The organism is Paenibacillus sp. GCM10028914 (assembly GCF_042666275.1).
Classification (GTDB): domain Bacteria; phylum Bacillota; class Bacilli; order Paenibacillales; family Paenibacillaceae; genus Paenibacillus_AQ.
In genome coordinates, this window is record NZ_JBHTFO010000017.1 from 18222 (window position 1) to 37231 (window position 19010).

Annotated in this window: 16 protein-coding genes; 3 read left to right on the top strand and 13 right to left on the bottom strand. The window is 41.7% G+C overall.

All coding sequences use genetic code 11. The features are described from left to right. Window positions 1–27: 27 nt before the first annotated feature. From ACFQV5_RS17485 to ACFQV5_RS17525, 9 genes are all read right to left on the bottom strand, one after another. Window positions 28–486 (bottom strand): GNAT family N-acetyltransferase, encoded by a 459-nt coding sequence (locus tag ACFQV5_RS17485; protein WP_379248659.1) that lies wholly within the window; start codon window positions 484–486, stop codon window positions 28–30. Window positions 487–505: 19 nt separating this feature from the next. Continuing rightward, window positions 506–1384 carry an alpha/beta fold hydrolase gene (locus ACFQV5_RS17490; RefSeq protein ID WP_379248660.1) on the bottom strand — a complete coding sequence of 293 codons (879 nt, stop codon included), beginning with the start codon at window positions 1382–1384 and terminating at the stop codon, window positions 506–508. 198 nt (window positions 1385–1582) lie between these two features. Continuing rightward, window positions 1583–3166, bottom strand: coding sequence for a response regulator (locus ACFQV5_RS17495; protein WP_379248661.1), 1584 nt, complete (start codon window positions 3164–3166; stop codon window positions 1583–1585). Then, window positions 3141–4955, bottom strand: a complete 1815-nt coding sequence (locus ACFQV5_RS17500; protein WP_379248662.1) for a sensor histidine kinase — start codon at window positions 4953–4955, stop codon at window positions 3141–3143. Before ACFQV5_RS17500 ends, ACFQV5_RS17495 begins: the two co-directional genes overlap by 26 nt. 278 nt (window positions 4956–5233) lie before the next feature. Further along, entirely contained in the window at window positions 5234–6871 is a 1638-nt protein-coding gene (locus ACFQV5_RS17505; protein ID WP_379248663.1) for an extracellular solute-binding protein, read from the bottom strand. Between the two features lie 43 nt (window positions 6872–6914). Next, window positions 6915–7805, bottom strand: a complete 891-nt coding sequence (locus ACFQV5_RS17510; protein ID WP_379248664.1) for a carbohydrate ABC transporter permease — start codon at window positions 7803–7805, stop codon at window positions 6915–6917. Between the two features lie 13 nt (window positions 7806–7818). Next, window positions 7819–8748: an ABC transporter permease gene (locus ACFQV5_RS17515; RefSeq protein WP_379248665.1), complete on the bottom strand. Its 930-nt coding sequence runs from the start codon at window positions 8746–8748 to the stop codon at window positions 7819–7821. Between the two features lie 296 nt (window positions 8749–9044). Further along, on the bottom strand, window positions 9045–10949 hold the full coding sequence (locus tag ACFQV5_RS17520) for a beta-N-acetylhexosaminidase (RefSeq protein WP_379248666.1): 1905 nt from the start codon (window positions 10947–10949) through the stop codon (window positions 9045–9047). A gap of 110 nt (window positions 10950–11059) precedes the next feature. Further along, complete coding sequence (locus ACFQV5_RS17525; RefSeq protein ID WP_379248667.1) at window positions 11060–11920, bottom strand: helix-turn-helix domain-containing protein; 861 nt, start codon at window positions 11918–11920, stop codon at window positions 11060–11062. 131 nt (window positions 11921–12051) lie between these two features. On the opposite strand from ACFQV5_RS17525, the gene ACFQV5_RS17530 reads away from it, so the two are divergent. From ACFQV5_RS17530 to ACFQV5_RS17540, 3 genes are all read left to right on the top strand, one after another. Next, the gene (locus tag ACFQV5_RS17530) at window positions 12052–13116 is read left to right on the top strand and encodes a Gfo/Idh/MocA family protein (RefSeq protein ID WP_379248668.1); all 1065 of its coding nucleotides are present in this window, start codon (window positions 12052–12054) and stop codon (window positions 13114–13116) included. A 68-nt stretch (window positions 13117–13184) separates the two neighbouring features. After that, a complete protein-coding gene (locus ACFQV5_RS17535) occupies window positions 13185–14063 on the top strand; it encodes a sugar phosphate isomerase/epimerase family protein (RefSeq protein ID WP_379248669.1) in 879 nt (292 codons plus the stop codon). A 31-nt stretch (window positions 14064–14094) separates the two neighbouring features. Continuing rightward, window positions 14095–14955: a sugar phosphate isomerase/epimerase family protein gene (locus ACFQV5_RS17540; RefSeq protein ID WP_379248670.1), complete on the top strand. Its 861-nt coding sequence runs from the start codon at window positions 14095–14097 to the stop codon at window positions 14953–14955. An 82-nt stretch (window positions 14956–15037) separates the two neighbouring features. On the opposite strand, the gene ACFQV5_RS17545 is transcribed toward ACFQV5_RS17540, so the two are convergent. The 4 genes from ACFQV5_RS17545 to ACFQV5_RS17560 form a co-directional block, all read right to left on the bottom strand. Next, window positions 15038–15628: a DUF1697 domain-containing protein gene (locus ACFQV5_RS17545; protein ID WP_379248671.1), complete on the bottom strand. Its 591-nt coding sequence runs from the start codon at window positions 15626–15628 to the stop codon at window positions 15038–15040. Between the two features lie 9 nt (window positions 15629–15637). After that, complete coding sequence (locus ACFQV5_RS17550; protein ID WP_379248672.1) at window positions 15638–16063, bottom strand: DUF6678 family protein; 426 nt, start codon at window positions 16061–16063, stop codon at window positions 15638–15640. Between the two features lie 394 nt (window positions 16064–16457). Continuing rightward, a complete protein-coding gene (locus tag ACFQV5_RS17555) occupies window positions 16458–18065 on the bottom strand; it encodes an extracellular solute-binding protein (protein ID WP_379248673.1) in 1608 nt (535 codons plus the stop codon). A gap of 47 nt (window positions 18066–18112) precedes the next feature. Beyond that, the gene (locus ACFQV5_RS17560) at window positions 18113–19006 is read right to left on the bottom strand and encodes a carbohydrate ABC transporter permease (protein WP_379248674.1); all 894 of its coding nucleotides are present in this window, start codon (window positions 19004–19006) and stop codon (window positions 18113–18115) included. Between the last annotated feature and the right edge of the window lie 4 nt (window positions 19007–19010).

Here is a 19010-nt window from a genome sequence, read left to right on the forward strand (position 1 = left end):
CCTTACAAACGATTAATAATTCTAGTTCTATACGATTAAATCATAATGAAAAAAACCCTCGTCTTTAACAAATCCATTGCTCTCATAAAGTTTCTGTGCAACATCGTTGTCTATCGCTGTAGAAAGTGATAAACCTTTCGAGTTTGTGTGTATGGCATGCCTCTTGGCTGCCTCTAATAACAATTGGGCCAGTCCTTGTCTTCGATAATCCGCTGATACATACAAATCATTTAAGATCCACGCTCTCTCCATCGATATGGACGAGAATGAAGGATATAGCTGTGTGAAAGCTACTGGTTGATTGGATGATCTGTCGATGACCATAAATATGACCGACTCATTAAGCTCTAACCGTTCAGCCAAAAACGCCCTAGCACCTTCGAGATCAGCATCTTGCTTGTAAAACAGTCGATAATCATTAAACAAAACCGCAATATGAACCAAGTCTTTCTTGGTCGCTTGTCTAACTATAAACAGCTCATCCATGCTCATATTCCTCCTAATGCTACGTAAGTAGATAATCACTTAATTCTGCATTGATTTCATCAGCCTGTTCATGATTCACAGCATGCCCTGCTTGCTTCACAATCTTGTAGTTCAGATGATTCTCCTGTAGTTTATGTATCGCTTTTGGATAATAAGATAATATATCCTGCTCACCGATGATGAATAGAGATTTTTCTCTTATGGATTGAATTTGTGTATTATTAAATATAATCGTTTTGTGTTTCTGCATGGATTTGTTATTGAAATATTTAAGCAAATAATACCAGTGATTCATAAGTGCATTGTTGTTCTCAAATACCTTATAGTTAGGTCCACATAACTTCTTCAGCAGTCTCTTCGTATTATTCTTTGTTGGAAATAATGCTTCTGGTAAAAATGCTTTGATCATCTTCCACATGGTCTCCCCGTGACTACTAGCCACAACTCCCGCCATACATACGATCTTCTTAACTTTACTTGGTCTCATAATCGCATAATGATAAGCCAAATAGGCACCATAAGATACCCCGGCAATGCTCGTCTCTTCAATCTTTAAGGATTCCAGTACTTCATCGAGCCAAATCGTCTGGTCAAAAGCTTTCCAGTAATGCTCATTCGGTTCGCTCTTACCGGACCCGCCTATGGCATCTACAGCTATAACATAAAATTGTTTGGATAAATGCTCTATATTATAAATCCACATCATGGCTGAGTTATCCCCTACTCCATGGAGCAATAATAAAGGAGGATTCACCTCTTCTCCTACGATGATTACATGGGTATTACCGTATGATGTCATAATATCCTGTTGTTCATGAGGTACATTCCAGTCACTTAGTAATTGATCATAAGATTCATGGATTAAAATCTGTCCTGCTTGGCTCTTATACCTGTTCATTTCATATATCATCCTCCTTATGGTTTATCTAGTGTCTACAGAGAACAAATAAGACCCGCCCCTAGATAATTCTATCTTGGGCCGGGTCTTTGGTGTCGTTCAGTACATCCTTGATTATACTCCAAACTTAATCTGTAGTTACCATCCATACGCAATTTCCCACGCAAAATGTAACAATTCATTAAAATATATATGTTCTCACTTCGATTCCGCACGAAGTTCACCTGCGCTTTTTCCCGTGTACTCCTTAAATCTTTTATAAAAAGCGTCCAGCTGACGAAACCCGACTTCAAGAGCAATTTCATACACTTTCTTATCCGTATGAAGAACTAAAGACTTAGCCTTTTCCAATCTAATCTGCATTAGATAATCATTGAATGACACACCGACTGTAGATTTAAATATCTGTCCCAGATAGGTAGGATTCAAATGAATCTCTTCAGCGATCATTTTCAAGTGGATATTGCTTGCATAGTTATCTTTGACGATATTCTTCACTCGATCTACCGTCTTCTCTGAAGAGGACATCTTGAGTTGTGTCAAATGATATATGACCTGCAGGCATTTTTGCTCCGTGAATTTCATGACTTCATCCAATGTTTTGAATTCGAGAATGCTCTTCGTTTCATGCGTCTCATCCTCAAAAATATGTTGATAAGGCTCTTCCATCTCCTTAATCAAATCAAATAACTGGGCAAATAATTCAAGAATGAAAGACTGTACCGTTCGCTTGGAAGCTCCACATGACAGGAATCGTTCTTTCAGGGCAGTTAACAATGAAGACAGCCGTTCCTCATCCTTGGCAGTTACTGCTTCGAAAATACCACGAATATATTCGATATCAGAAGAATTCGGTGGCATATCATACGCATTGAACTGAGCTGAAGAGATGATATGACCATGGAACAGGAAGTTCATCTTCATTCTTCGCTGTGCCATTTTGAAAGAGCTTGCCAGCTCTCTTAAGTCCTCAATTGGATCGCCAACAGCTATGGTTACAGACACTTTAACATATTTTCGAATACTATCTCTGATTAACTGAGCTAGCTGCAACACAACCCCTTCTCCAGCTTCAGCTTTTCCACCTATTAATACAACCCCAAATCGATCACTTGATTCTTCAAAAATATAACCGCGATGGATTAACAGCTCTTCCATGACATTCAGGACAGCAAACCTCCGAATTCCAATCTCATCTTCCGTCCAAGAAGAATCGGTCAAATCTTCGAAATTCATTTCTACAAGCAGTGGACATATCCAAGACTCTTCTTCCACGTGAATACTTAGAAATTGTAGCTCCGAGCCGATTTCTTCATCTGAGAGAAATCCATGCGCCCAGCGTTTCAACGTTCGGTCTCTTAGTGCTGGAATCCCATGATATAATTGCCTGTTCAACTGAAGTTCATAATTAACCTCTTCCTTGATACTGATCAGCAGCCTTGATAGGTTTTCTTGATCCACTGGTTTCAGAAGATAATCCTTCACCCCATATTTAAGACACTCTTTAACATATTCGAATTCCTCATATCCGCTCATCACAATAATAGATATGTCCTCAGATAGACTACGGATATTACGAATCAATTCGAGTCCGCTCATGCCAGGCATTCGTATATCGGTAATAACAAGCTGAAAGCTTTCATTCTTCAGAAGTTCCAGCGCCTGCTTGCCGTTCGTCGCTTCGCCTGTGATGATATATCCATAATCATTCCAGTCGAGCATATATTTTAATGATTTGAGAGCTCCGGGCTCGTCATCAACAATCAATACTCGTAACATCATTCTCCCCCTCTTTCTGTCTGTGCCACGCAGTTGGTAATACCATACTCACTCGAGTCTCTAACCCCGCAACACTTACGATATCCAAGCCAAAATCAGCTCCAAATGTCAGTTTTATACGCTGCTGGGTATTCAGGAGTCCAAGATGACGGGATTGCTCGTCTCTATCTGGATTTTGTAGCCGCTCCCAAATCTCCGCCAGTTTCTCTACAGAGAATCCCGGACCATTATCTTGGACCGTAACTCGGTAGCACCGCTCATCGACCCATTCCGCTCTTACCTTGATAACGGTGTCATTTTCATTGTTCTCCAGAGCATGAATCATCGCATTCTCAAGTAAGGTATGCAGTGCAAGTCTTGGGATCGGAAATTGACGTAACTCTTCAGGAACTTCGCTGGAATAATTCAGCCTGTTTCCATACCGAAACATCTGCACATTCATGTACGTATTCACAGCGTCCAGCTCGTCACCAAGCTTTACGACATCACTTTTTTGATTCAACATATTTCGAAAGGATTGAGCGAACCATTTTACAATATCCGCATTTTTATAATCGCCATTCTCTAGAAGATTCCCACGAATTGCATTAAGCGTATTGAACAGATAATGAGGATTGATCTGGGCTTGAAGCGCATACAATTCAGACTCTCTTCGCTTGAGTTCAAGCTCTTTACGATCGATTTCCGCTTCATATACCTGTTTTATTAACATGTCCATACGAGCCATCATTTGATTGAATTTATAGCTCACTTGACTAATCTCATCGTTTCCTTTGACTTCAATAAATGATTGTAAATTATCCGTGTTCATTTCTTTAATCTTCAGCGCTAGTACGGTAAGCCTTTTCGTTAATCCTGTAGATATCGCATAAATGATAATCATACATAACAGAACAGAGACCAGATATAATGCAAGCGCTATCCACTTCATTTGATTGACCTTACTGATATACTGATCTATCGATACGAGGGAGACAATCTTCATTCCGGAAACACTATGGCGAGTATCAATCGTCTTGGATACCACTAAGTACTTCAATCCATCATCGGTATACATAAAAGACGTATCATCACTACCAGCGATATCATTATAAAAACCATAATCCTGGATATGTAATCCTTCTATACTCTTTAATGCATTATCAACAATGACCTGACCGTTGTTCAAAGCGATAATGTAACGATGGTCCTGATCTTCCTTCGAGATCAAGTCCTGAATCACTCGCTGATCGACATCAAGGGTAATAAACAATTCCGAGCGATTGAAAATATTGTACAGCTTACCAACCAGCCTCAGCACATCAGCCTTATAAATATCAGATCTGCCCATGTAGGTCCATGCTCGTGATAAACGTTTATCAGAATAATGAGCAGCCTTATACCATTCATGTTCTTTAATTTCATCATCAACATTCTTTACATCAGAGAACTGAAAGGTCGGATTATTCGTATACATCATCAGATTTAGTGTATCTGTAGTCGCTCTGACAACATTCATATAAGGGGTTACAACATCAAAATAAACTCCCTGTGCCTCAGCATCCGATTCGTAATGATTCAACAGCGCCTCTTGTATGTCGTGGTTAATATAAAAAGAATCGATGACCTGCTCATACACTTTCATTGATTTATCCAGATTTAAAGCCAGCTGAGAAACTGAATAGTTAACATTTTCTTTGGCTTTATCCAGCAAAATTCCACTAACGTATTCAATGAGCACATGGGTCAGCACTCCCAAGAGAATCGTAACAACAAGCATATTTGCCACAAAGATTTTTGTCCTGATCTTCATATCCATTTCTCCAACTGGCTAACACTGGACAAATCACCTGCCCATATCGCCTTCATTTCACATTACTCATTGTCGTTCCATGTAATTTATTGTCGCAACATATTAATTATAACGCGCTTAGAAAATATGCCTAGCCTTTTTGCCATTACATACTACAGCGAAAAACCAGCCGGAAAACGGAATAATAGACTTTTTCTCCGGCAGATCAGTACCAAAAAGAAGTTTGTCTTAATTATTCTGTCATCCAGCTGGCTTCTTCAAGACCGTGGAGCTTGTCTTTATTTTACCGCTTGATTGTAACGCTCCATGTAGTCCTGCCATACTTGGGTCATGCTCTCGTCCAGTTTCTGCTTACCGTTCTTCTCGATTTGAGATACGGCCTCGTTCCAGTTACTCTCGAATTCTGCATCTGTCTTGGAAAGAATCACTTTGGCTGCTTCCTTATGCCAGGTTTCTTCAAGTTTAATGGCAATCGGTTTTGCATCTTCTGGTGTATTCAGCTGCCACAGCATCGTTGGGTAAATAACCGGCTTGGCTGCGAAGTCTGCCCATGTTTGCTTTCCGTATTTTGCAAGAACTTCTTTAGTTCTATCATCATATGAAGAAGCTACATAATCCTTCGTAATCGGAGTTGCATAATCACCATCATCTAGCTTAGCACCGTTTCCGAAGCTATAACGGTTAAACGGTCCTTGAATCCCTTCGCTTGTTCCAACGGAAGGGTCACTCTTAAGCTTGGTGTCGAATTCAGCATTACGGACACGCTTGCCATCCACAACATCGTAGTGCTCCCCTTCTATACCCCAGTTCACAAGAATTTGACCCTCATCTGTAAACAGGTAGTCGATCAATTGGATGATACGCTCAGGGTTCTTAGCTTTGGTTGTAATAGCCAGGTTCGTACTTGATGATGTTGGAGGGAGGCCATTGGACAGATCCTCGATCCCCTCATGAAGCATAATTGGGAATTTTGCGTACAACTTGTCATAATCCCCGTTAGCAATAATAGAGCTTTCGTATCCTCTCATCAACCAAGCTGGCATATAAGTTGCCAATACACGACCTTGTGTAATTTTTGCACCAGCCATTTCAGCGTTCAAGCTGAACACTTCTTTGTCGAGCATGCCTGCATTTTGCAATTTATTTAGAAACTTCAAATACTCTTTCGATTCATCACTTGTCATAGCAAAGCTTACATTGTCATCCTTGATTTCATAGAAACCATGGTCAGGCAAACCCGCCGCATTCAGTGCAGGGTTAACGTCAAGCAAACCGCCACTAATCCCAGAGAAAGGAATGATATCTTTTCCATCTTCTGTTTTTGGATGATTCTTATAATAAGATTCTAGAATAGTGTACAATTCATCTAGTGTTTTAATCTCAGGATATCCTGCTTCTTCTAACACATCATACTGAACGAGGAAAGATGCCTGTGAGTCCGGAGAAGGCTCGGTTGCAAGATTCACACCATAGAGAGAGTAAATATGTCCTTCTTCATCTTTAAGCAGATCGAAATATTTTCCAAATTTCTTCTTAATGTTAGGTCCGTGCTCTTCAATCAAATCTTCCAGAGGAATAACTGCGCCTGCATCTTTATACTTACCAATGGTTAACGGGGAATCGTTAATGATGTCAGGATAATCTTCAGATGCCAGCCAAACGTCTACTTTACTAGCTCCACTTCCGCCACCATCAACAATCGGGAGGTATTCGAATGATACACCCATCTTTTCCTCTAGTTTTTTGTTGATCGGCGTATCCCACTTGTAGCTGGAATCCCACACTTGCATTGAATAGTTAATCGCTCCACCATCTTCACCACTGTTTTTATCCGTCCCCGCTTCCTTGCCTCCGCAGCCCGCAACAAGCGAAGCTGTCAGCAGCAGTGACAGGCCAGTTATCCAGCGTTTCTTCATTTCAATCGCCCCTCTTTTTATGTGATGATATATTATGTGGCAGCTATTCTTTCATAGCTCCAATCATAATCCCTTGAATAAAGTATTTCTGTAGGAATGGGTATACGAACAGAATTGGCATTGTTACAATAATGGTCATGGTTGCACGAATCGACTGAGGTGTTATTTGACGCAGCGTTTCACCCGCGAGTGATCCCGTTGCATTGCTTGTTACCTGCTGAGTAGACTGCATTAATATTTTCATCAACTCGTATTGCAATAAATTCAGATTCTCCCTGGAGTTGTACATATAATTGTCAAACCAGGAATTCCAGTGACCTACAGATACAAACAGTGTTATCGTCGCTAGAACAGGCATACTGACTGGCAGTACGATTCGGAACAAGGTTTGAAATTCATTGGCCCCATCAATTCTAGCTGCTTCAATCAATCCGTCAGGGAGTTGATCGAAATAGGAACGAATGATGATAACGTTAAACACGCTGATCAGACCAGGAATAATGTAAACCCAGAAGCTATTCGTAAGTCCGATATTTTTGATCAGCATATAAGTCGGAATAAGACCACCGCTAACGTACATGCTGACGACCATAATCATGTTGATTGCTTTACGCAGTATGAATTCTTTACGAGAGAGCGTATATGCAAGCATTACGGAACAGATCAGAGACAATCCAGTACCAACAACAGTTCGTGTAATAGATCGTATTGTCGCTCCAAATAAAGCATCATTCTGGAATACGACTTTATAATTATCCAATGTGAATACATTAGGCCATAGATATACTTGACCTCTCAGTGTATCAACCGAATCATTCAAGGATACGGCCAGCAGGTTCCAAAATGGATAAATCGTACAGATCGTAAGTAAAGAAAGCAGCGTATAGTTCACTACATTAAACATAATATCTCCGGCGCTTTGTGATTTCTTCATGCTCTCCCCCCTCTTAGAACAACGATGACTGTCCGGCTTTTTTCACAAACTTGTTAACGGTCAGCACTAGGAATAGACTCACAATACATTTAAAAATACTAAGTGCAACCCCGATGGAATATTGCCCTGCACCGAATGACAAGTTAAGCGCGTATAAGTCGAGTACCTCATAGTAATCAACAGTCAGGGAGTTACCAAGCAACATTTGTGATTCATAACCCGTGTTAACAATAGATCCAAGTGAAAGAATCAATAGTATTGTCGCAGTAGGCATCAGACCAGGAATTGAGATATGCCATATTTTCTGAAACCGACCAGCTCCATCTACTTCAGCAGCCTCATAGGACTCTGGATTCAGACCGGCAATAACAGCTAGATAGATAATTGTACTCCAGCCAAGCTCTTTCCATAGACCCGTTAACGTATGGATAACCCAGAACCATTCGCCTTTGGCCATAAAGTAGATTGGTTCATCAATAATTCCAAGCATCATCAGGAACTGGTTGACGAAACCGTTATCAGGAGATAGAAAAGTAAGAACGATGTTTGCGATTACAACCATGGATACAAAGTGTGGAATGTATGTAATGGTTTGTACCGTTCTTTTAAATTTCACATTCTTGATCTCGTTAAGGAATAGTGCAAGGGCAATAGCGCCCACAAATCCGGTAACAAGGCTTAGTAAACTCATTGCGAGTGTGTTTCTCAGAACGAGAAAAAACCTCTCATCATGAAACAACGTAATGAAGTTGTCCAGTCCAACGAATTTACTTCCCATAATCCCTTTACCTGGGGAATACTTCTGAAACGCCATAATCCAGCCCCACAATGGAACGAAGCTAAACAATATCAATAAAAGCACAAACGGAACGGACATGATCAACAATTGATATTGTGCTGCCAATCGCTTTAACAAAGACTTTTTACGTGGACTTTCAATCATGTTCGCGTTTGCATTGGCATTAAATGATGTCTGTCTAATCGTAGACGCCCCCTCTCTAAAGTGTCTCCAAGTTGTTATCTCTATTGGTTCATTTGACCTAACTCAATTATGTTGAAAACGCATTAACTGCAAAACCCGTATTTCGTTAGAACATAACCTATAAAATCTTACACCTTCCCAAAAAACAGTGCTTATTCCAAAGAACAAAAAAGAAGATCACCCTACTTACAGGGCAATCCTCTTTAAATATATATTCAATTACAGGGCTCGGTTTGTAAAAGATAGCCTTCTATGGCTTAAGTCAAAGCGTTCGCTGTCACGATACTCTGATACGACGCATTGACGTTCAGCGGTGCTGTTGGTGTACCTGTCTGGTCATAGATCAGACGCGCTTCTTCAAGCTCCTCAAGTGACTCCACATGCCCATTCACATAATCCATCAGCCGGTCGCCTGCCGATTGGATACGTGCTTTAAGTCCGCCATAACGGATATCAAGCACTTCAAAACCGAACGCTTTATAAGTCTGCATCCATGCTTGACGGTGAGCAATTCGCAGCTTCTCCACCCGGCTGATCAATTCAGGCAGTTCGGTTGTAGCGATCGCCTTCAATTCTTCAACTGCCGAAGCGTCATAACTACGCTTGATACGAACACCAAGTGTCCCTTTCACAGATAATACACTAGCTAGCTTCTCATAGGTATCGAATAGTGCATGAAAAGGAGCTGGCATATCTTGCTTCACCTGATGCCATTTTTTCTCCATCTCAGCGTAGTAGCCCGGCAGCATGGCTTCGGTATCCGGCTCGATATGAGCATCAAATAAGCCTAGCATCAAATCTTGCCACAGCAGAAATTTTGAAGGATTAGCCATCCAGTGATTACCTTCGTCTACACCCGGAATTTCATCCATATATTTAAGAGAGGTTAACGGCTCAAACAGATCAAGTCCAGTACAAGCTTTCAGGCGTTTAGCAAGATGCGCATCGTCTACCTCATCTCCATAACCATGCTCAGCAAACAGCTGTAAGCCCGCTAAAATGACTAGATGATTCGTTTCATTTCCGTTATCTCCCCATGCAGTTGCAAGCACTTCACGGAGACCTTTGTTCTTGGCCGCACGAAGCGCCGGATGGCTTGTCGTCCATGTCTTCCCGTAGTTCGGAGCGATCGAGTTCCACATATGAATACCACCTGCAAAAATCGGCTTTGAACCAAATTTCAGGTGCATATCGTATATTTTCTCATAACCTTTCTCATCGCCCTTACCATAATCCCAATATACGAACTCTACACCCTCAGGAATTTTGTCCATGTTCTCATCCGAGAAATTGGCATTAACGTTGTATAGATGACCCTGATAATCATTAGAGAGCAGATTGAAATACATGTCACTCCAGATCATCGGACGCAGATCATATTTATTCGTAATATCGAGCACCTTGCTCACATGTTCATTCATAATTTCAAAACGATCACGGAAGCCATGCTTTCTTAAATAATTCCCGAGTCCAACTTGGAATGCTTCATCCATTCCGATGTGAATCCGCTTCGAACGGAAGGTCTCCGCTGCTGTACGGATCATCTGCTCAATGAACTCATATGTCTTCGGCTCTCCAGCAAGCAGAATATCGTTATGATCCTTGATTGGTCCGGCATAATTCCATTTCAATGCATGATGAAGATGGCCAAGGGTTTGAATACAAGCAATCATCTCGACCCCAAACAAATCGGCATAATCGTCACATTCACGAAGTTCTTCCATCGTATATCTGCCTCTCATATAGCCAAAGTACGGAAGTTCTTCAATCTCATAGGTGTCTTCGGTATACATCATTAACCCGTTCATACCCATAACAGCCATGTAGCGGATAAATTGCTTAATTGTTTCTACTCGCATCACGCCATTGCGGGATACGTCTAGCATCGTACCATTAAAGTCGAATCTCGGCTGTTCCGAGATTTCGAAAGAAACGCTGTCCTTCGCATGTTCAACGAACAATCCAAGTGCACGGTAGAAGTGGATTTTGTTCTGATACTGAATGCGTCCACCCTCACCATCCCGTGAAACTTTTAATGGGCCTTCACTTTGAACAACCTCAACGGTGATGCCTCCCTCGTTCAGTTGAATGCCTAGCATTCCGGCTAATTCAGCAGTACCTCGGGCTAAATCCTCTGTCAATCCTTGAAAAATGATGTTCATATCGATACCTCCGTCTGTCGACTATACCAGTAACTTAATCAATACTAGCAGACCTGACAACCCCTATTATTTTAGTTCATCACCTGAAATTAGCAAGAATATCTTCAGCTTTACTGACCAACACGATCCCGATAAGTTCTTGGTGAGATGCCTGTAATTCTTTTAAATACTCTAGAAAAGTAGAATGAATCTTTATATCCAAGTGCTTCACCGACCTCTTTAACAGTCAGTTCCGTATTAAGCAGTATATTTTTCGCTTCTGCTACTTTTAACCTGTGCAGAAATTCATTCAGCGGATAACCTGTATATTCATGAACAATTCTCCGAAGTGTCGACACCGAAATGTGATGCCTTGAAGCCATCTCGGATGGTTCATACTGCTTATCAAGTGACTTGGAGATGTCATCGATCACTTTCAGAACAAAGCTTTCCCGATTGTTCATCTCTGTGCGATCCGACTGGGACACGAGGTCATATAGAAAAGATTCTAATATTAATGCAGCACGATCCATATTGCTCGGCACACCACTGTCAATGAGCATAAACATCATTTCCATACGATGAATGAGTGAGTCGTCAAAAGTTGCACTTTTGATCAGATCAGGGTTCGGAAGCCAGTGTTCCAGCCACTCCTGAACTCGGTTTCCATCCACCGTAAAATAATATTCGTCCCAGTATCCATCCGAATAAGGTCCATAGTTGAAGGAAGCGCCCGGAAATAGACAAAACCAACTTCCTGCTTCCACCCTCTGCACTTCTCCGTCATTGACTTGATAATAACCACTTCCACCTGTAATCATGACAAACGCCCAATCATAGAATTTAGCACGGGTTCGTTGTAAGGTTCGCCCAGGTAAATGACCCGCATGAACAATAGCTAGAGACTTAATCTTCTGTTTGCTCGAATCTATTGTCGGATTAAAGACACGAATCGGATGAGAACTGATCATATAGTCCATGTATTTTGTCATCCTGCACATTCTCCCTTTAAAACAACTATGGTAAATTAAACTTGCTTGAACAAATATAACATATCTACGCTTCGAATATCCTGTAATATACAGTAAATTAGCGTGGATAACGAGAGGATGTAAGCGTACACATGAGCACAATTAAAGTTGGCGTGATCGGCTGTGGCTCGATCTCCGAATCCCATTTCCAAGCCTATCATATCAATCCCAATGTAGAGATTATTGCCGTCTGTGATTTGAAAGAAGACAGAGCTCGTGCAAAAGCTGATAAATATAAGGCTTCAAATGTATATACCGATTATAATGAATTGTTAGCTAACCCTGAAGTTCAGGCTGTTAGTGTTTGCACTTGGAACAACACTCACGCCGAAATCAGCATTGCAGCTCTTCGTGCAGGTAAAAACGTATTGTGTGAGAAACCACTTTGTAAAACCGTAGATGAAGCGCTACAAGTGGAACAAGCTGTTCGTGAAACAGGCAAGTTCCTTCAAGTCGGTTATGTTCGCCGTCACGCATCTAACATTGCTGTACTGAAGAAGTTTATTGATGCTGGTGATCTTGGAGAAATCTATTTTGCTAAAGCTAGCCTGATCCGCCGTCTGGGCAACCCAGGAGGATGGTTCTCAGATAAGGAACGTTCCGGTGGCGGACCTTTGATCGATATCGGTGTCCATGTGATTGACCTGTGCTGGTACCTAATGGGCAAGCCAAAAGTGAAATCCGTAAGTGGTAATACATACAACAAGCTTGGCAACCGCTCACACATCGAGAATTTCGACTTCTATAAAGCAGCTGACTATGATGCAGCTGATAACGTAAATACGGTAGAGGATATGGCCAATGTACTCATCCGTTTTGAGAACGGTGCGTCATTAATGGTTGATGTCAGCTTTACACTCCATGCGAAGAAGGAATCTGGAACAATCAACATCTATGGAAGTAAAGGCGGAGCTGAAATTGAGCCTGTGCTGTCCATCGCTACAGAGCGTCATAACACAATTATCAATATTGAGCCGCAACTCACTACACCAGGATTTGATTTCCAAGGTGCATTCAACAACGAAATCAGCCACTTTATCGACAGCTGTCTAGGCAATATCGAAACCAATAGCCCTGTTGAAGATGGTGTAGAAATGATCAAAATCCTGAACGCGGTATACAAGTCCGCCGAAGAAGGCATCGAAATTCGCTTCTAATCGACTTTTGATCACGTAACCTCAGCATCGAATCTTATCATCTTATTTATAAGGAGGCTAAATTCACTATGAGTTTAAATAATAAAATTGGTGTTATTGTAGACAGCTTTGGGGTCGGAGTTACAGAAGGCCTTAAGAAAGCGAAAGACGTTGGAGCGGACGGCGTTCAAATCTATGCCGTTTCTGGCGAGATGGATCCAGCAAACCTGTCCCCTGCCAAGCGCAAAGAGCTTCGGAGCTATATTGACGGACTAGGTCTTGAAATTTCTGCACTATGCGGTGATTTGGCAGGTCACGGCTTCCAAGACGCTGAAGCTAACCCGGAGAAAGTGGAGAAATCAAAGCGTATTCTTGATCTGGCTCTGGATCTAGGAACCTCTGTTGTAACGACACATATCGGAATCGTTCCTGACGATAAGAATGGACGTATTTACGAAGCTATGCAGAGCGCATGTGAAGAATTGGGTGTGTACGCTAAGAGCATGAATGCTTATTTTGCCATTGAGACAGGTCCGGAACCAGCAGCGCATTTAAAGAGTTTCTTGGATACGCTGAGCACTAACGGCGTTTCGGTCAACTTTGATCCAGCCAACATGGTCATGGTTACTGGTGATGATCCGGTTGAGGGCGTCAAGCTGTTGAAAGATTATTTGGTGCACACGCATGTTAAAGACGGTAAACGCCTTCGTCCGGTGGATCCAAGAGACGTGTATGGATACCTTGGGTATGGCGCCATGGATCATGAGAAAATAGCTGAAATGGCTTCTTCCGGTGCCGCTTTTGAAGAAGTGGCATTAGGTGAAGGTAAAGTCGACTTTCCAGCGTATTTTGCAGCACTTCAGGAAATCGGATATAACGGATATTTAACGATTGAAAGAGAAGTTGGCAGCAACCCCGAGAATGATATCCGTAAAGCTGTTGAGTTCATTAAATCTTACAGAGGCTAACTGAACGATTATCTGAAGGGAGCACAACGCTATGAAATTAGGAATTAGTTCATATAGTTTGTATCAAGCGATGCATGCAGGACGTATGACCATTGAAGACGTAATTGAGTGGGTCGCTGAGATTGGCGGCCAACATATCGAAATCGTTCCAGGTCTTGGTTTCGACTTTAATACAAATCCAGAGTTGGAAGAGAAAATCGTAGACAAAGCTAAATCTGTAGGAATCGATATTTCTAACTACGCCATCGGAGCGAACTTCATCACTGAAACGGAAGAACAGTATGAAGCTGAAATTGCTCGTGTCATCAACGAAGTGGACCGCGTTCATCGTTTAGGTGCTAAGCTCATGCGTCATGACGTAGCTTCCAGACCAGACACTTCAATTGCTAACTTTAATGCTGATCTGGAGAAAGTAGCTCAAGCTTGCCGCCGTATTGCCGATCATGCGAAGCAGTATGACATTACAACTAGCGTAGAGAATCACGGTTACTATGTTCAAGCGAGCGACCGTGTTCAGGCTCTAGTTCATGCAGTAGATCGTCCAAACTTCAAGACAACACTGGATGTAGGTAACTTCGTATGTGTAGACGAAAATCCGGTTGCCGCCGTAAAAAACAACTTGAAATTCGCATCCATGGTTCATGTTAAGGACTTCTATATCCGTCCTTCTTACCGTAATCCAGGCGAAGGCTGGTTCACCAGCGCAAGCGGCAACTTCCTTCGCGGAGCTATCGCTGGCCAGGGCGACCTCGACATGTATGAAATTTTGCGTATCGTGAAGGCATCCGGTTATGACGGCTACATGTCCATTGAGTATGAAGGTATGGAAGAATGCACTAGAGGTACTCAGATTGCGTTCAATAATGTAATCCGTATTTGGAACGAAGTGTAATCTTGGTTCAACTAAGAAACGGGGCTACTCCAAGATCTAAGATCTTGCGTAGCCCCGTTTTTGGTGTTGTCAGATGATCCGCCTACGAATCATTTTCCCCAATCGCTTCTCTCCCTAATTTCCCTGCATCTACTAAAGAGATCAGCTTGTTCATAGTCTTCCAATTACGAACTGTTGCGGGGACTCCCAGCTTATGCAGATTGTTCGCAAGCTTTGAATTGCCCGCACCATGATCGAATAAGAGATATACTTCTTTGCCCTCAATACAAAACTTGTCATGATCATTCTGATAAGCTCCTAACCGTTCCCTTCCTTCGGGTGTTGGTTCATCCTGCAGCATGGCCACATACAAGCATTCTTTATTTGACAAAGCTTCCGCTGCTGCCACTTCTTCATCGGAAAAAGGATTATTCGCAACAATTCTGTTCAATTCATCCGAAGTCCGCAAAATTACCCTTACAGAAAATCCGAAGGTGGCTTCGATTTCCTCCTCAAGCCTTATTTGGAGCACATCTATCGTCTCTTCCGATTCAAACAGGACATTACCACTCTGAATATATGTCTGAACACGGATTAGGCCCAAACCTTCAAGCATTTTCTTCAGTTCTGCCATCTTGATCTTATTCTTGCCGCCTACGTTAATGCCTCGTAATAAAGCGATATAGATCGTCATGTTCGCACCTCATGCATTCAATATATTAGTGCTGGAGATATATCCAAAGATGCAAATCGAATCCTTTTGTTTTTGGTAAGGGATATTATACTTATGCAAGATCGTTATGAATTCCTCTGTACAATCAACAAGCTCTGGAGCGATTAGCTTCCCTCTATGTTTCTGATAACGAGGTCTCACCCTGATCCACTCTACATTATAGTAAGGTAATAATCCTTCCACCCAGTCTCCCCAATACCAGACATCACTTTCAAATTCCTCCGGATACAGTATATCCTCTAGTACATATTTGACTTGGTAAGGCGGAGGAAATGGCAGGGTATCCAGGACGGCATCCTTCAGTTCCCTCCATTTTGTATTACACATTACAGAACTTAACTGTCTTTCAGTAACAGCCTCCAGCACTCTTCTTCTATGATTCTGTTCCTCAGACATCCTTTTTCCTCCTATAATGACATTTCGATTTGAAAAACTCCCTTAAGATAAGCCTTGCTGATGTACCACCATCACATGACCATGTATTCAACAGACGGAAATCCGTATTGTCCGTGATCTGATCGATTCCACTAATATGTATTATTCAAACATCACTTCATCACTGTTTTTCCCGGTCGAGAACCAGCCTAACACATGATTATGATGGTTAATAATCTGAGATGCAATCTCGTCCAATTATATAATACATCACTACGAATCTGGTAGATGTTGGATTCGATTTTAATACCATAAGCTTTGATTCAAAAAAAGCAGAAGGATCACATGGCACTTGCCCTGTAAACCTTCTGCTTATTGAGCTTACTCTACTGCTTTTTTTTGTTTCAACAGTAAGTTATTGATCCAGATATTTCTGGTAAATCGCAGTAATCTCATCGGCACCTAGCTTCTTCAAACCTGCCACCATATCTTCCAAAGCTTTTTCTGGAGTATCACCCATAACAATCTTGGCAAGTGACTTTTCATAGAAGGCATTTTTAGCACTTACATCAGTACCCCACTGTTTTACCCGCTCTTCATCTTCCAACGAGAGTGTAGGATATGTAAAGCTAACATCCTTAGTATATGGTTTATACATATCTACAAGATTAACCTTTTCCTGCAAATTCGTATTAAATTCAACTTTCCGGAATCGTTCTTGCGATATCCAGCGAGGAGCATAATAGCCTGGCGCGTTGTCAAATCGGAATGCAATGGAATCCATCCCTTCCGGAATTGGATTATATACATATTTATCTCCTTCTTTTTTTAACACTACTCCTACTGTACCGTTCGTAGCTCCTATTGATATTTCTTCACTGTAGAATTGATCCGCCCATGCCAACGTTGCTTCTGGATGCTCATTAGCGACCGTAATCGAAAAGGCCTCCCGATTTACTTGGTTGATCTGATTATTCCAGCCCTGCTGACCATTCGGGCCTTTCAAAGGAAGAAGTGGTACATAATCCGGATTATCTTTCGTAAATGCCCAGTTCTCTGTCCAGGCAAAAAAAGCTCCTACCGTTTCTCCACTAACCTTGGCTTTATACACATCTGCATTATGAGTGAAAATCTCCTGATCGATCAGTTTTTCCCTATACAGTTTATTTAACCACATATAATAATCTTTGTTATTATCCTGTATTGGTGCATAAACCACCTTACCATCCTCTAAATACATATGTCCTGATGGCAATCTGCCTCCGAACGATAGCGCTAATGAATCAGGACCTTGAATGCCATGACTCACCAAGAAACTGAACGGTATCTCATCCGACTTACCATTTTTGTTCGGGTCCCCATCCTTAAAGGCTTGTAATACGTTATAAAATTCATCCGTTGTAGTTGGTAGTGCCAATCCCAGCTCATCAAGCCATTTCTTATTAATAAACATAGCGCTTGGTATCGTTTCTGCAACATTATCCTCCATCATGGGTAAGGAATAAATATTGCCGTCCTGATTGGTAATACGATCCCTTAATCCTTCATTCTCCTCTAAAATCTTACTGAAGTTCGGTGCATACTTGTCAATCAGATCATTAAGCGGAATTAACTGCTGGGTTTTATCTGCTGTAACCGAGCTTGTCGTCTCTGGCCCGAAAAATGCATCTGGAAGATCATTCGTTGCAAACATCAGGTTTATTTTTTCTCTCGCTCCGTCCGATGTGATTAGGTTCCAATCCACATGAACGTTCGTATCTTTCTCCAGCTGTTGAAATAGACTCATCTCATTGTAATCTTTCTTAACGTTTCCATGCGGAACACCGACCATCTTTAGATTAAGTTTCTCGACTAGTGGAAAAGAAACCTCCACCTCTTTCTGTGATGCTTCGACCGCTTGCTCGTCTGTCTCTCCACTTGGAGTAGACCCGCTGTCTTTTCTGCCGCTCGTACATCCTGCCAACATCATTGAAAGCAACATGATGACTGCACTTAGAATAATGAGTAATTTCCTTGTATTCATTATACTCCCCCTAATCTATCATTTTATATATGAAGGACAGTGCGGGCTTACCCTTTCACTGAACCGATCATAACTCCTTTAACGAAATACCTCTGCAAGAATGGATATAACAGCAACATTGGAAGACTTGCCACGATAATAAGTGCATATTTGATCTGTTCAGCAGCCAGTGCTCTTGCGGATTCGGCCTCAACATCACTGATCATTGTCATATCAACCTGGTTTTGCACAAGTATTTGTCTAAGAACAATTTGAAGAGGCTGCATATCCTTATCCTGCAAGTACACTAATGCCTTGAAGTAGCTGTTCCACTCCGAAACTGCACTGAACAAGGCAATGACCGCTATGATGGGAAGTGACAATGGGAGCACGATCTGGAAGAAGAACCGGAAGTCAGAGCTGCCATCAACCTGTGATGCTTCGAGCAGCTCATCAGGGATCGTCATCTGAAAGAAGGTTCTGGCGATAATAAGCTGGAATACTTGCACTGCACCGGGGATTACCAATGCCCAAATCGTATTAACCATGTTGAAACTTTTGACCAGCAAATAAGTTGGAATTAGACCTCCTTGAAAGAACATGGTAAATACAATCAGGAACATGACCAAATTTCTACCTGGAACATCCTTTCTGGACAATACATATCCTGCGGAAATCGTCAGTGCAACTTTAATAGTTGTTCCGACGACGGTATATATAAATGAATTCTTATATCCCTTGATAATGCTGTCATTCTCAAATATCATTCGATATCCCTCTATGCTAAAACCTTGAGGAATCAAATAGGTTTGTCCATTATTTACAGCTGTGGGATCGCTAACTGAAGCGATGACCATAAAGTATAGTGGATAAATAATAATCACGAGGAGGATTGCAAACAAAAGGACATTAACAAAATCAAATATCTTATCTCCCCGCGACCGGCTTCGTAAGCTGGCCATAATG

Bases quoted from the DNA above. Each gene is read 5' to 3' on its own strand.
- ACFQV5_RS17485 (WP_379248659.1), bottom strand. From the start codon at position 486: ATGGATGAGCTGTTTATAGTTAGACAAGCGACCAAGAAAGACTTGGTT.
- ACFQV5_RS17490 (WP_379248660.1), bottom strand. From the start codon at position 1,384: ATGAACAGGTATAAGAGCCAAGCAGGACAGATTTTAATCCATGAATCT.
- ACFQV5_RS17495 (WP_379248661.1), bottom strand. From the start codon at position 3,166: ATGATGTTACGAGTATTGATTGTTGATGACGAGCCCGGAGCTCTCAAA.
- ACFQV5_RS17500 (WP_379248662.1), bottom strand. From the start codon at position 4,955: ATGAAGATCAGGACAAAAATCTTTGTGGCAAATATGCTTGTTGTTACG.
- ACFQV5_RS17505 (WP_379248663.1), bottom strand. From the start codon at position 6,871: ATGAAGAAACGCTGGATAACTGGCCTGTCACTGCTGCTGACAGCTTCG.
- ACFQV5_RS17510 (WP_379248664.1), bottom strand. From the start codon at position 7,805: ATGAAGAAATCACAAAGCGCCGGAGATATTATGTTTAATGTAGTGAAC.
- ACFQV5_RS17515 (WP_379248665.1), bottom strand. From the start codon at position 8,748: ATGATTGAAAGTCCACGTAAAAAGTCTTTGTTAAAGCGATTGGCAGCA.
- ACFQV5_RS17520 (WP_379248666.1), bottom strand. From the start codon at position 10,949: ATGAACATCATTTTTCAAGGATTGACAGAGGATTTAGCCCGAGGTACT.
- ACFQV5_RS17525 (WP_379248667.1), bottom strand. From the start codon at position 11,920: ATGACAAAATACATGGACTATATGATCAGTTCTCATCCGATTCGTGTC.
- ACFQV5_RS17530 (WP_379248668.1), top strand. From the start codon at position 12,052: ATGAGCACAATTAAAGTTGGCGTGATCGGCTGTGGCTCGATCTCCGAA.
- ACFQV5_RS17535 (WP_379248669.1), top strand. From the start codon at position 13,185: ATGAGTTTAAATAATAAAATTGGTGTTATTGTAGACAGCTTTGGGGTC.
- ACFQV5_RS17540 (WP_379248670.1), top strand. From the start codon at position 14,095: ATGAAATTAGGAATTAGTTCATATAGTTTGTATCAAGCGATGCATGCA.
- ACFQV5_RS17545 (WP_379248671.1), bottom strand. From the start codon at position 15,628: ATGACGATCTATATCGCTTTATTACGAGGCATTAACGTAGGCGGCAAG.
- ACFQV5_RS17550 (WP_379248672.1), bottom strand. From the start codon at position 16,063: ATGTCTGAGGAACAGAATCATAGAAGAAGAGTGCTGGAGGCTGTTACT.
- ACFQV5_RS17555 (WP_379248673.1), bottom strand. From the start codon at position 18,065: ATGAATACAAGGAAATTACTCATTATTCTAAGTGCAGTCATCATGTTG.
- ACFQV5_RS17560 (WP_379248674.1), bottom strand. From the start codon at position 19,006: ATGGCCAGCTTACGAAGCCGGTCGCGGGGAGATAAGATATTTGATTTT.